Here is a 12,855-nt window from a genome sequence, read left to right as displayed (position 1 = left end):
GGGAAGGCACTGTGTGTCGGGCATCACAGCCATCATCCGGAGCCGTGAGCGCCGGTCGCGCTCTTCCTCGACACTCGGGATGCGGCCTTGTGGGGGCGGGTCCTTCCTGGTGGAGTGGGGATACCGGGCGACCCCCGTTCAGCTAGCAAGGAGTACGCGTTGAGCCAGAGCCAAGAGACACTGTCGAACCTTCTGCAGGAGACGCGGAGCTTCCCCCCGCCCGCCGAGCTCGCCGCAGCGGCGAACGTCAAGGCCGAGGCGTACGACGAGGCCGCCGCGGACCGCCTGGGCTACTGGGCGAAGCAGGCCGAGCGGCTGACCTGGTCCAAGCGCTGGGACGAGATCCTGGACTGGAGCAACCCGCCGTTCGCCAAGTGGTTCGTCGGCGGCGAACTGAACGCCGCCTACAACTGCGTCGACCGGCACGTGGAGGCCGGCCTCGGCGCGAAGATCGCCTACCACTGGGAGGGCGAGCCCGGCGACACCCGCACGCTCACCTACGCCGACCTGCAGCGCGAGGTGAACAAGGCCGCGAACGCCCTGCTGGAGCTCGGCGTCCGCAAGGGCGACCGGGTCGCGATCTACCTGCCGATGATCCCGGAGCTGCCGATCTCGATGCTCGCGTGCGCGCGGATCGGCGCCACCCACTCGGTGGTGTTCGGCGGCTTCTCCTCCGAGGCGCTGCGCACCCGCATCGACGACGCGCAGGCCAAGCTCGTGATCACCGCCGACGGCGGGTACCGGCGCGGCAAGCCGTCCGCGCTGAAGCCGACCGTGGACGAGGCGGTCGCGCAGACCCCGACGATCGAGCACGTGCTGGTGGTCCGCCGTACCGGCGAGGACGTCGCGGAGAACGAGCGGGACGTCTGGTGGCAGGACCTGGTGGAGCGGCAGAGCGACCAGCACACCGCCGAGCCCATGGACGCCGAGCACCCGCTGTTCATCCTGTACACGTCGGGCACGACGGGTAAGCCGAAGGGCATCCTGCACACCACGGGCGGATACCTGACGCACGTGTCCTACACCCACAACGCGGTGTTCGACCTGAAGCCGGAGACGGACGTCTACTGGTGCTCCGCCGACATCGGCTGGGTGACGGGCCACTCCTACATCGTGTACGGGCCGCTTGCCAACGGCGCTACCAGCGTGATGTACGAGGGGACGCCTGACACGCCCAACAAGGGCCGCTGGTGGGACGTCATCCAGAAGTACAAGGTGTCCATCTTCTACACGGCGCCCACTGCGATCCGCACGTTCATGAAGTGGGGCGACGACATCCCGGCGCAGTACGACCTGTCGTCGCTGCGCGTACTGGGGTCGGTGGGCGAGCCCATCAACCCGGAGGCGTACGTCTGGTACCGGGAGAACATCGGCGCGGGCCGGACGCCGGTGGTGGACACGTGGTGGCAGACCGAGACCGGCGGCATCATGATCAGCCCGCTGCCGGGCGTGACGGCCGCCAAGCCGGGCGCGGCGATGCGCCCGCTGCCGGGCGTGTCCGCGGAGGTGGTGGACGACCAGGGCGAGCCGGTGCCGAACGGCGGCGGCGGGTTCCTAGTGCTGACCGAGCCGTGGCCGGGCATGCTGCGGACGATCTGGGGCGACGACGAGCGGTACATCAAGACGTACTGGTCGCGCTTCGAGGGCAAGTACTTCGCCGGCGACGGCGCGAAGAAGGACGAGGACGGCGACATCTGGCTGCTCGGCCGCGTCGACGACGTGATGCTGGTGTCCGGGCACAACATCTCCACGACGGAGGTGGAGTCGGCGCTGGTGTCGCACCCGAAGGTGGCGGAGGCGGCGGTCGTCGGCGCGACGGACCCGGTGACCGGGCAGGCGATCGTGTCGTTCGTGATCCCGCGCGGCAGCGCCGGCGAGGAGGTCGAGGGCGAGGAGTTCCTCAAGGAGCTGCGCGACCACGTCGCGAAGACGCTCGGCCCGATCGCCAAGCCGCGGCAGATCATGATGGTGCCGGAGCTGCCGAAGACGCGGTCCGGCAAGATCATGCGGCGGCTGCTGCGGGACGTGGCGGAGAACCGCAGCATCGGCGACGTGTCGACGCTGGCCGACAGCACGGTGATGGACCTGATCTCCGAGAAGCTGCCCAGCGCCAAGTCCGAGGACTGACCGGACGGTTCCGGGACGGCCCGCGGCGGAGCGCAAGATCGGCGCTCCGGCGCGGGCCGTCGCGCGTCCGGGGCTTGGGGTGGTGATCGGGCGGGTAACCTGGTGATCAGGTGTGCCGGGAAGTCTGGTCGGCGATGGACGCCCCCTTCCGCGGCACCGTGCGGGCGGGGCTCCGCGTCCGGACCGTCCGCCGCCTTCCGGGGGTATCTCATGCCGCGCCCGTCCACCGCGCCCGAAAAGCGCCGTATCGCCCATGTGTGGCCGTTCCGTCCGACGGTCCGGTACGGCGGGCAGGTCGCCGCGGCGCTGCGCACGGAGACGGTCGGCGGCATCGTCATGCTGCTCGCGACGGTCGCCGCGCTGGTCTGGGCGAACACCCCGTGGGCGGACGCCTACAAGAGCCTCCAGGGCCACGAGCTGAGCCCGCACTGGCTGGGCCTGGAGCACATGGACGTGCAGCACTGGGCGTCCGGCGGCCTGCTGGCGGTGTTCTTCTTCATCGCCGGCCTGGAGCTGCGCGAGGAGCTGGCGCACGGGGAGCTGCGCGACCCGCGGGACGCGGCGCTGCCGGTGATCGCGGCGGCGGCGGGCGTGGCGATGCCGGCGCTGATCTTCGTGGCGGTGAGCGCGGGCGAGCCGGGGGCGCTGCGCGGCTGGGCGGTGCCGACGGCGACCGACATCGCGTTCGCGCTGGCCGTGCTCGCGGTGACGTTCTCGTCGTGCCCGGCGCCGCTGCGCGCGTTCCTGCTGACGCTGGCGGTGGTGGACGACCTGATCGCCATCACCATCATCGCGTTGTTCTACACGGAGACGCTGCACTGGGCGTGGCTGGGCATAGGCGTCGTGCTCATAGCGATTTACGGGCTCCTACAGAGCAGGGACATCAGGTCCCCTTGGCTGTACCTCCCGATCGCGGTGCTCGCCTGGTACTGCGTGCAGCGCAGCGGCATCCACGCGACCGTCGCAGGGGTCGCCCTGGGGATGTTGACCAGCTCGCGGGAGACGCCCGATGGCCGGCCCACGAACGCGGAGCGGGCCGACCACGTCCTACGGCCGCTGTCGGCGGGGTTCTGCGTGCCCGTGTTCGCGTTCCTGTCGGCGGGCGTCGCGCTCAGCGGGTCCGCGCTGAACGCCGTTCTCGGTGATCGGGTGGCCCTCGGTGTGATCTGCGGTCTGGTGATCGGTAAGTTCGTGGGGGTCCTCGGCGGCGCCTGGACGGCCGTACGGGTCGGCCTGGCGACGCTCGGGGAGGACCTGCGCTGGCGGGAGATCGCGGGAGTCGCGATGCTCGCCGGGGTGGGTTTCACCGTTTCCCTGCTGATCGGCGGTTTGGCCTATACCGACCCGTCCCGATTCGAGAGAGTGACGACTGCGGTCCTGATCGCGAGCATCATCGCCTCGGCGGCCGCCGCCGTCGTCTTCCGGAGGAGGGCGCGCCCGCGCCCGGCGGAGTGACGGCCGACCTGGAATGGAGAGGAGCGCCATGTCCGAGGCACTGCCCGGCGAGAGCGTTGAGGACAAGTCCCTCGGCGAGCTCGTCGCGCTGGCGTCCAGAGACGTCTCCGCGCTGGTCAGGGCGGAGATCGACCTGGCCAAGCTGGAGCTGAAGGCGGACGCGAAGAAGGCCGCCTACGGCAGCGTGATGTTCACGATCGCCGCGCTGATCGGCGGGCTGATCGTCATCCTGCTGTCGATCGCGCTGGCGTACGGGCTGGTCGCGGTGGGCCTGTCCCACTGGCTGTCGTTCCTGGTCGTCGCCGGGATCTACCTGCTGCTCGCGGCCGGCCTGATCGGCTTCGGCTACCTGCGCATGCGCAAGATCGAGGGGGCGAAGCGGACGCGCAGGACGCTCAAGGACGACTTCGCGGCGCTGCGGCACCGCGGCGACTCGGACACCCCCGCCCTGACGGACTGACCCCTGCCATGTCCGGGCACGACACGTCCCTGGTCGAGGTCGACGGACCGTGGACGCACCGGGCCGTCAGCGCGGGCGGGACGCGGTTCCACGTCGCCGAGGCCGGGGAGGGGCCGCTGGTCCTGCTGCTGCACGGCTTCCCGCAGTTCTGGTGGTCGTGGCACCACCAGCTGGTGTCGCTGGCGAACGCCGGCTACCGGGCGGTCGCGGTGGACCTGCGCGGCTACGGCGGCAGCGACAAGCCGCCGCGCGGATACGACCTGATCACGCTCGCGGGCGACGCGGCGGGCCTGGTGCGCGCGCTCGGCGAGGCGAACGCGGTCGTGTGCGGGCACGACTGGGGCGGGCTGCTGGCGTGGACGACGGCGGTGTACCACCCGAAGATCGTCCAGCGGCTGGCCGTGGTGGGGGCGCCGCATCCGCTGCGGCTGCGGCAGTCGGTGCTGGGCGACCCGCGCGGGCAGGGGTGGGCGACACGGCACACGTTCGGCTTCCAGGTGCCGATGTGGCCGGAGCGGCGGCTCGTCCGCGACGACGGGGAGCTCGCAGGGCGCCTCCTACGCGACTGGTCCGGTCCGGGGTGGCCGGACGAGCGGACAGAGCGTTTCGTGCGGAAGGCGGTGCAGATTCCGGGGACGGCGCACTGCGCGCTGGAGTACCACCGCTGGCTGATCAGGTCGCAGGCCCGTCCGGACGGCATCCGTTACGCGCACCGTATGCGCACCCCTATCCAGGCGCCCACGCTCCAGCTGCACGGTGCCCTCGACCCATGCACGCTCCCTTCCAGCGCTCAAGGCTCGGGGCGCTACGTGGCGGCGCCGTACCGGTGGAAGCTGATCGAAGGGGCGGGGCACTTCCCCCACCAGGAGCGTCCGCGCGCGTTCGACGCGCAGCTCCTCAGGTGGCTCGCCGACCCGGAGCCCGACAGCTGACGCGGCCCGCACCATGGACGGACCCCCGCGTACGGTTGAGGCATGCGGGATCGTGACGAGTCCGGACGCCCACGCAACGCACGGCCGCGCGACGCGTACGGCCGTCCCTTGCCGCACGGCGCCGCCGGGGTGCCGACCATGCCCGACGACCTGGACATGCCGCCCGCGGAGGCCCTGGTGGAGGCGCAGCGCCTCCTCGACGAGGACCGGCCCTTCCACGCGCACGAGGTCCTCGAAGCCGCCTGGAAGGCCGCTCCGGAGGCGGAACGGGAGCTGTGGCGAGGGCTCGCCCAGGTCGCCGTGGGGATCACCCATCTGCGGCGCGGGAACCTGCGCGGTGCGCAAGCACTGCTGAGCCGCGCCGCCGACCGCATCGAACCGTACGGCGAGGCCCCTCCGCACAGCATCGACGTGGACGGCATCGTCCAGCGGGCGCGCGCGCTGGCGGACCACCCCGAGGAAGCCCCGGTGAAGCTCCGCCTCACCACGCCCTAGGCCCGCGCCGGGCGGGGCCGAGGTCAGTCGGAGCAGCTCTGCGTGCCGACCGGCTTGGTGAGGGACGCGCCGTCCCTGGCGTCCGGCGCGACCTCCTCGGCCGTCAGCGCGTACCCGGTCGACGGCGTGTCCAGCGCCGCAGCGAAGATCACGCCGTAGACGCGGCCCTCGGTGGACAGCAGCGGCCCGCCGGAGTTGCCCGGCTCGACCTTCCCGCGGATCGCGTAGATCTCGCGGCTGACCTGCCCGGCGTGGTAGATGTCCGGGCCGCGCGCCGTCTGCCGGGCGCGGATCCGGGCGGCGCCCGGGGTGAACGGCTGGTTCTTCGGGAACCCGGCGATGATCGCGCTGTCGCGGACCCGCGCCTCCCCGGCGAACTTCAGCGGCTGCGCGTCCAGGTCCGGCACGTACAGCACCGCGATGTCGCGCTTCGGGTCGTACAGCACGACGCGGCCGCGGGTCCGGTTCCCGGTGCGGGACTCCACGATCGACGGCCCCTGCGCGCCCGCGACGACGTGCGCGTTCGTCATGATGTGCTGCGGCGCGAACACGAACCCGGTGCCCTCGATGCGGCGCTGGCACTGCGGCGCGGTGCTGACGACCTTGACGATGCTGTTCTTGGCCTCGCGCAGGCCCGCGGTGTTCAGCACCGACTCGTCCGGCGGCGGCACCTGCACCACCGACTCGCCGCCGAGCCCGTTGAAGACCTGCGGGAACTCGCTGCTCTTCACGAACCCCTGGAACGAGGTGAACCAGGTCTGCGCCTGCGCCGGCATCACCCCGTTGATGCCCTTGATGATCGTCGAGCCCTTGACCTGGGTGCGCACCGGCCGGAACTCCGAGTTCGCCACCAGGTTCCCGAAGAACCAGGCGACGACCAGCAGCGACAGCGCGCTGACGACGGTGCCGCCGACCGCGTCCGCGGTGCGCGCGTTCAGCCCGGTCACCCGGTTGCGCAGCACCGCGCCGACCGACGAGGCGATCAGCTGCCCGAGCGTGGCGGCCAGGAACGCGACCACGATGGCCAGCAGCGCCTGCTGCGCGGCCCCGTTCACCGTGGCCTCGGCGATCGGCGGCGCGATGAGCACCCCGATCACGCCGCCGCCGACGAAGCCGACGAAGCTCAGCAGGCTGACGATGAAGCCCTGCCGGTACCCCGAGACTCCGAACAGCACGACGAGCACGAGCAGGATGAGATCGAGAACGTGGTCGTGCAGCACCGCTTCACCGTATAGGGCGCCGGGCCCGCTTCACGTCCCCTCACCGGACCAGTTTGGGCTGCGGCGGATGACCGTGCAGGGCGACGCGGCGCCGGGCCCGTCCGCGCCTGGGATGACGGCACCGTCCTGACCTGCGCGAACTTCGGGGGCGTCCGGAAATGCCAGCGCGGACGCACCGGAAGTGCCCGCAGGCGTGCCGGAAACCCGCGCGGGGGGCGCCGGACGTCAGCCGCGGGACGCGAGGCTCAGCACGTCCGGCGGCAGGTCCTCGACGCGGCCCGGGTCCCAGGGGCGGTCCCAGCCGCCCGCGACCAGCACCTGCGTCAGCACCGCCGCGGTGAACCCCCAGACCAGCATGCCGCCGGCGCGGAACGCCGGGCCCATCCTGAGCCCGGACGGGTGCCGGACCGTCAGCCGGTTCGCCGGGTCGGAGAGGTCGGCGATCGGGACCCGCGCGACGAGCGCGACCTCGCCGGGATGGCCGGGCGCGACCTCCGACGGCTCCCGCCACCAGCCCGCGACGGGCGTGACGCGGTGCCGGCTGTGCGACAGGTACAGCTCGGGGAGCGTGCAGAGCACGTCCACGCCGGACGGCTCGACGCCCGCCTCCTCCCACGCCTCCCGCAGCGCCGCCGCGACCGGCCCGTCGTCGCCGGGGTCGATCCGCCCGCCGGGGAACGCGGGCTGCCCGGCGTGCTTGGACAGCGTCGCGGCCCGCTCGGTGAGCAGCACGTCCGGGCCGTCCGGTCCCTCGCCGAACAGGATCAGCACGGCGGCCGCGCGGGCGCCGGGCCGCGGCTCGAACATCGGCGGCACCGGCAGCCGCGGCGCCTCGGCGCGGAAGCGGTCGAGCCACGGCGGGCAGGTGGATGCGGTCTCGGTCACGCCACTCCCAACTCCGGAACGCCCGCGTTCCTTCCCAATGGGAAGGCTCCCGTCACCTTCCCGCGCGCCCGAGGGCCTCTCGCGAGGAGGCCGCTCACGACAAGACCGCTCACGAGAACGGGCCGGGCTTGACGAGCTTGCGGGCCGCCTCGGCGTCGACCGGCCCCGTGCCGTAGGACGGGCAGTCCCTGGCGAGCGGGCAGGCCCCGCAGGCGGGACGGCGCGCGTGGCAGATCCGGCGGCCGTGCCAGATCAGCCGGTGCGACAGCATCGTCCAGTCCTTGCGGGGGAACATCTCCCCGATCTCCTTCTCGACCTTCACCGGGTCGTCCTCGGCGGTCCAGCCGAACCGGTTGACCAGGCGCCCGAAATGGGTGTCCACGGTGATGCCGGGCACGTCGAACGCGTTGCCCAGCACGACGTTCGCGGTCTTGCGGCCGACGCCCGGCAGGGTGACGAGGTCCTCCAGCCGTCCCGGGACCTCGCCGCCGAACCGGTCGCGGAGCGCGGCCGACAGGCCCATCACCGACTTGGTCTTGGCGCGGAAGAACCCGGTCGGCTTCAGCAGCGCCTCGACGTCCTCGGGATCGGCGGCGGCCAGATCCTCCGGGGTGGGGTACTTCGCGAACAGCGCCGGGGTCGTCAGGTTCACCCGCTTGTCGGTGGTCTGCGCCGACAGGACGGTCGCGACCAGCAGCTGGAACGGGGTGCCGAAGTCCAGCTCGCAGTGCGCGTCGGGGTAGGTCTCGGCCAGTATCCGGTTCATCCGCCGGGCCCGCCGCACCAGCCCGATCCGGGTCTCGTTCCGGAATCGGCGCGCCCGCGCCGCCCCGCCCGGCACGGCCTTCCCGGCCCCCGTCTCCTCAGCCATGCGACTCAGACTAGAGCGCCCGGCGGCCGGAGCACGCGAAGACGGCCGCGCCCCGGGCCGTCACCCGAGGTCACCGAGGTCGCCGAGGTCCCCGAGGTCATCGAGATCATCGATGTCGCCGAAATCGCCGAAGCCGGGGAGACCGCCGGGCGGGCCCTGGGCGAGCAGCGACTGCTCCGCCCAGATGGTCTTCCCGTCGGCGGTATGGCGCGTCCCCCAGCCCTGGGTGAGCTGCGCGACGAGGAGCAGGCCCCGGCCGCCCTCGTCGAAGACGCGGGCGCGGCGCAGGTGCGGGGCGGTCTCGCTGCCGTCGGAGACCTCGCAGGTCAGCGTCCGGTCCAGGATGAGCCGCAGCCGGATCGGGCCCTCGGCGTGCCGGATCGCGTTGGTGACCAGCTCGCTCACCACCAGCTCCGTCACGAAGGCGGCGTCGCCGATGCCCCACTCCGACAGCTGCTCCGTCACCTTCCGCCGGGCGTCGGCGACGACGGCGGGATCGGCGGGCAGGTCCCAGGTGGCGACCTGGTCGGCCTTCAGCACGCGGGTCCGGGCGACCAGCAGGGCCGCGTCGTCCACCGGCCGGTCGGGCATCACCGAGCCGAGGATGTTCTCGCAGGTCGTCTCCAGCGACGGGGACGTCCGGGTCAGCGCGCGGCGCAGCCGCTGCAGGCCGGCGTCGAGGTCGTGGCCGCGGGACTGGACCAGTCCGTCGGTGTAGAGCACGAGGGTGCTGCCCACCGGCAGCTCCATGTCGACGCTCTCGAACGGCAGGCCGCCGAGGCCGAGCGGCGGGCTCGCGGGCACGTCCACGAAGTCGACGGTGCCGTCGGGGGTGACGAGCGCGGGCGGGCAGTGCCCGGCGCGGGCGATGCTGCACATCCGGGATACCGGGTCGTACACCGCGTACAGGCACGTCGCCCCGAGGTCGGGGTCCTGCTCGCCGGGCCCGGTGGCGTCCGCCTCCGACGCGAACCGGCCGACGAGGTCGTCGAGGTGGGTGAGCAGCTCGTCCGGCGGCAGGTCGATGTCGGCGAGGGTGCGCACGGCGGTGCGGAGCCGGCCCATGGCGGCGGACGCGTACAGCCCGTGGCCGACGACGTCGCCGACGACGAGGGCGACCCGCGACCCCGACAGCGGGATCACGTCGTACCAGTCCCCGCCGACGCCGTCGTGCGAGGTGGCGGGCAGGTAGCGGCCCGCGACCTCCACCGCGGACTGCTCCGGGAACCGCTGGGGCAGCAGGCTGCGCTGCAGCGCCAGCGCGGTGGCGCGCTCGCGGCTGTAGCGGCGCGCGTTGTCGAGGCAGACGGCGGCGCGGGCGGTGAGCTCCTCGGCGATCAGCACGTCGTCCGGTACGAACGGCTCGCGGTCGCGGCCGCGCAGGAAGGTGGCGACGCCGAGGGTGATCCCGCGGGCCCGGATCGGCACGCTGAGGAACGAGTGCAGGCCGTGTTCGACGACGGCCCCGATCCGGTCGGGGTTGCCCTCGATCGAGGGCAGGAAGCCGGGATCGCCGAAGCCGGTCAGCACCGGTTCGCCGCTGGTCAGGGCGCGGACCGAGGGGAACGACTCGGGGTAGTGGTCGACGTCGCCGAGCCGTACCGCGCTCGGCACGTCCCCGCCGGCGGACCCGTGCGCGGCGCGCCGCATCACCACGGTGGCCGGGACGGGCCCCGGGCGCGGCTCGCTCTCGCCGGTCATGGAGTCGAGCAGGTCGACGATGGCGACGTCGGCCAGCCGCGGCAGCACCACGTCGACCAGCTCCCGGGCGGTCTTGGTGACGTCCAGGGTGCTGCCGATGGCGGTGCTGGCCTCGTTGACCAGGGCCAGCCGCTGCCGCGCCCGGTACTGCTCGGTGATGTCGAGGACCCCGACCCACACCGCGCACGTTCGGCCGTGCTCGTCCTTGAGCGGGGCGATGGTCACCGACCAGGCCCGTTCGAGCTCCTCGCCGGGCACCTTGCGGTAGGTCTCCCGCTGCACCGGCTCGCCCGTGTCGAGGACCTGGCGCATGTAGCGCGCGAGCGCCTCGAACTGGGGGCCGGGCAGGGCCTCGGTGAGGCGCCGCCCGCGGATCTGGTCCTCGGTCATCTCGAACATCCGGCACATGCGGTCGTTGACGCGCAGGCACACCAGGTCCGTGTCGTGGACGGCCACCGCGAAGGGGGACTGGTCGAACGCCCACTCGGTGATCGGCGCGGACCGCGCCGACCGCGCGGCCGCGCGCCGCTCGGCGCCGGTACCGCCGCCCAGAGGGGTGTTGGTGTGGGTGTCCAATGCCATCCGCCCCGCAGAAGTCCGCTTTCCCCCGGTTGTCGCAGGTCAGGTTGTTCAAACTACCCACCGTTCGGCCATCGACCCAGGAATCGCCGCAGCCTTGGGCAGGTCGTGACGGAACCGGCTCCGGACGGCGCGGCCGCGCCCGGCCGCGAGAACTTCCGCGAAACCCCGTAATCCCGGGCGGTGCGCGCCGTCTCTATCAGCACGTCGTACCCCGCGAAGGAGATCTCATTGTCTGACTTCAGCCAGGTGGTTTCCCTTCCCGTGCGCCGCATCGAGCTCGGGCTGTCCTTCGACGGCTCCGCGCGGCTGGCCGGTGAGCTGCGCGGCGAGGTGCCCGCCGTCGCCGAGGAGGCGGCGCGGCGGATCGAGAAGCGGCTGCCCGAGCTCGTCCGGCCGCACGACCCCCGGTACGCCCGGGGCCTGGAGACGGCCGTGGAGTGCGCCATCGGCCACTTCCTGGACCTGCTGGCCGATCCCGGCGTCTCGTCCGCCGACGTGCTGGACTTCTGGTGGCGGGTCGGGGCCGGCGAGGCCGGCGAGGGGCGCACGCTCGACTCCTGGCACACGGCGATCCGGATCGGCGCCGGGGTCGCGGTCGAGGAGCTCACCGAGCGCGCCGGGCGCCTCGGCTACCGGGCCGACGCGTCCACCATGGCGGGCATCACGCACGCGATGTTCGACTACATGAACCAGCTCGCGGCGGCGGTCTCCGAGGGCCACGCCGACGCGGCGGCGCGGGCGGCCGGGTCGCAGCAGGACCACCGGCGGCGGCTGCTGGACCTGCTGCTGGGCGACCCCGCGCCCGCCGTGCGGGACCTGCGGGAGGCGGCCGGGGAGGCGGCCTGGCCGCTGCCCCGGACGGTCGCGGCCGTGGCGCTGCGCGAGGCCGGGCCGGAGACGCGGCGGCCGTCGCTGCCGCCGGACGTGCTGCTCGGCCTGCACCGCGCCGAGCCGTGCCTGATCGTCCCGGACCCGGAGGGCCCCGGCCGGGCGCGGCTGCTGGAGCGGCGGCTGGACGGCTGGACCGCCGCGATCGGCCCGGCCGTGGAGCTGACGGGCGCGGCGAAGTCGCTGCGCTGGGCGCGGGACGCGCTGGACCTGGCCGACCAGGGCCTGATCGACCGGGACCCGCTCGCCCCGGCGACCCCGATCGCCGCCGAGCTGCACATGCCGATCATCGTGATGATGCGGGAGCGGGACCTGGTCGAGAAGGTGATCGAGCGGCGGCTCGCGCCGCTGCTGGCGGCCCGCCCGGCGCAGCGGCACCGGCTCGCCGAGACGCTGCTGGCGTCGCTGGAGTGCGGGTTCAACGCGACGGCGGTCTCCGGTCACCTGCACGTGCACCCGCAGACCGTCCGGTACCGGTTCCGGCAGCTGGAGGACCTGTTCGGCGACACGATCAACGCGGATTCGGACCGGCTCGAGCTGCACATGGCGCTGCGGGCCTGGCTCGCCCTCAACCCGGAGCCGTCGACGCGGGAGCAGCTCCGCTACGGCTGACCGCCTCCGGCGTGCGCGGGGACGGTCAGCTCACGGCCCAGCCCTGGGCGGCCATTCCCGCGTACGAGGACGGTTTCAGCGTCACCGGCTGCAGGCCCGACCAGCTCGCCTGGAGGTACCAGCCGTCGCCGTTGGCGAGCCGGTACACGCCGCCGAACTGCACCAGCTTCCAGACCTGGTTCGCGCCGCCGCAGGGCGCCATCACCACCGAGTACTCCTGCCCGCCCTCCCACATGGGACCGGCCGAGAGCTGCCCGCGCGCCATGCATTTCCCCGTGGACACGCTGGTCAGGGTGAAGCCGCCCGCGGTGTTCTTGCGGCGCCAGGTCGTCGCGGCGCCGCTGCAGGAGCGCTGGACGACGTCCGTGCCGCTGGGGGCCAGGCAGGACTGGAGGGTCGTGTTGCGTACGCGGTAGGGGCCGGTCCCCGACGGGTTCGCGGCCGCGGGCCCGCCGTTCGGGCCGCCGGGCTGCCCGCGCCCGGCGGGTTTCTTCCCGGACGCGTGGTCGGCGACCTCGCCGCCCGCTGGGACGGGCTGGCGCACCAGGACGGCGACGCGCCGAGCCGCTGGCACGTGGGCTTCGCCGCGCCCGACGGATCGTCCTATGTGGCGCACTTCGTGTGGGG

At 73.1% G+C, this 12,855-nt stretch carries 11 protein-coding genes; 6 read left to right on the top strand and 5 right to left on the bottom strand.

Features of this window, described 5'->3' with window-relative positions; genetic code table 11:
- Window positions 1–159: 159 nt before the first annotated feature.
- The 5 genes from acs to F9B16_RS28115 all read left to right on the top strand — a co-directional run bounded on the left by acs (window position 160) and on the right by F9B16_RS28115 (window position 5,469).
- The gene (gene acs / locus F9B16_RS28135; RefSeq protein WP_151543220.1) at window positions 160–2,127 is read left to right on the top strand and encodes an acetate--CoA ligase; all 1,968 of its coding nucleotides are present in this window, start codon (window positions 160–162) and stop codon (window positions 2,125–2,127) included.
- Window positions 2,128–2,337: 210 nt separating this feature from the next.
- Window positions 2,338–3,582, top strand: coding sequence for a Na+/H+ antiporter NhaA (gene nhaA, locus F9B16_RS28130; RefSeq protein ID WP_151543219.1), 1,245 nt, complete (start codon window positions 2,338–2,340; stop codon window positions 3,580–3,582).
- A 28-nt stretch (window positions 3,583–3,610) separates the two neighbouring features.
- Complete coding sequence (locus F9B16_RS28125; protein ID WP_151543218.1) at window positions 3,611–4,042, top strand: phage holin family protein; 432 nt, start codon at window positions 3,611–3,613, stop codon at window positions 4,040–4,042.
- A gap of 8 nt (window positions 4,043–4,050) precedes the next feature.
- Window positions 4,051–4,974 (top strand): alpha/beta fold hydrolase, encoded by a 924-nt coding sequence (locus F9B16_RS28120; protein ID WP_151543217.1) that lies wholly within the window; start codon window positions 4,051–4,053, stop codon window positions 4,972–4,974.
- 42 nt (window positions 4,975–5,016) lie between these two features.
- Entirely contained in the window at window positions 5,017–5,469 is a 453-nt protein-coding gene (locus F9B16_RS28115; RefSeq protein ID WP_151543216.1) for a DUF309 domain-containing protein, read from the top strand.
- Between the two features lie 23 nt (window positions 5,470–5,492).
- Here F9B16_RS28115 and F9B16_RS28110 read toward each other — a convergent pair whose 3' ends face one another.
- The 4 genes from F9B16_RS28110 to F9B16_RS28095 all read right to left on the bottom strand — a co-directional run bounded on the left by F9B16_RS28110 (window position 5,493) and on the right by F9B16_RS28095 (window position 10,728).
- Entirely contained in the window at window positions 5,493–6,689 is a 1,197-nt protein-coding gene (locus F9B16_RS28110; RefSeq protein ID WP_192809031.1) for a MarP family serine protease, read from the bottom strand.
- Window positions 6,690–6,914: 225 nt separating this feature from the next.
- Window positions 6,915–7,574, bottom strand: a complete 660-nt coding sequence (locus F9B16_RS28105) for an NUDIX hydrolase (RefSeq protein WP_404800522.1) — start codon at window positions 7,572–7,574, stop codon at window positions 6,915–6,917.
- 109 nt (window positions 7,575–7,683) lie between these two features.
- Window positions 7,684–8,340 (bottom strand): endonuclease III, encoded by a 657-nt coding sequence (gene nth, locus F9B16_RS28100; RefSeq protein ID WP_225992003.1) that lies wholly within the window; start codon window positions 8,338–8,340, stop codon window positions 7,684–7,686.
- 165 nt (window positions 8,341–8,505) lie between these two features.
- Entirely contained in the window at window positions 8,506–10,728 is a 2,223-nt protein-coding gene (locus tag F9B16_RS28095) for a SpoIIE family protein phosphatase (protein WP_151543214.1), read from the bottom strand.
- Between the two features lie 228 nt (window positions 10,729–10,956).
- Between F9B16_RS28095 and F9B16_RS28090 the strand changes: the two genes are divergently transcribed.
- The gene (locus tag F9B16_RS28090; RefSeq protein ID WP_225992000.1) at window positions 10,957–12,228 is read left to right on the top strand and encodes a PucR family transcriptional regulator; all 1,272 of its coding nucleotides are present in this window, start codon (window positions 10,957–10,959) and stop codon (window positions 12,226–12,228) included.
- A 25-nt stretch (window positions 12,229–12,253) separates the two neighbouring features.
- On the opposite strand, the gene F9B16_RS28085 is transcribed toward F9B16_RS28090, so the two are convergent.
- Complete coding sequence (locus F9B16_RS28085) at window positions 12,254–12,802, bottom strand: RICIN domain-containing protein (RefSeq protein ID WP_192809030.1); 549 nt, start codon at window positions 12,800–12,802, stop codon at window positions 12,254–12,256.
- Window positions 12,803–12,855 lie beyond the last annotated feature (53 nt).

Origin of the sequence: Actinomadura montaniterrae (genome assembly GCF_008923365.1) — a bacterium.
In the GTDB taxonomy this organism is placed as follows: Bacteria; Actinomycetota; Actinomycetes; order Streptosporangiales; family Streptosporangiaceae; genus Spirillospora; species Spirillospora montaniterrae.
The sequence above is the reverse complement of the archived record's forward strand: the minus strand, read 5'-3'. Positions and strand labels throughout refer to the sequence as shown.

What these genes read in the sequence shown, in the direction of transcription:
- nhaA (WP_151543219.1), top strand. Translation starts at nt 2,338, where the DNA reads ATGCCGCGCCCGTCCACCGCGCCCGAAAAGCGCCGTATCGCCCATGTG.
- F9B16_RS28125 (WP_151543218.1), top strand. Translation starts at nt 3,611, where the DNA reads ATGTCCGAGGCACTGCCCGGCGAGAGCGTTGAGGACAAGTCCCTCGGC.
- F9B16_RS28120 (WP_151543217.1), top strand. Translation starts at nt 4,051, where the DNA reads ATGTCCGGGCACGACACGTCCCTGGTCGAGGTCGACGGACCGTGGACG.
- F9B16_RS28115 (WP_151543216.1), top strand. Translation starts at nt 5,017, where the DNA reads ATGCGGGATCGTGACGAGTCCGGACGCCCACGCAACGCACGGCCGCGC.
- nth (WP_225992003.1), bottom strand. Translation starts at nt 8,340, where the DNA reads ATGAACCGGATACTGGCCGAGACCTACCCCGACGCGCACTGCGAGCTG.
- F9B16_RS28095 (WP_151543214.1), bottom strand. Translation starts at nt 10,728, where the DNA reads ATGGCATTGGACACCCACACCAACACCCCTCTGGGCGGCGGTACCGGC.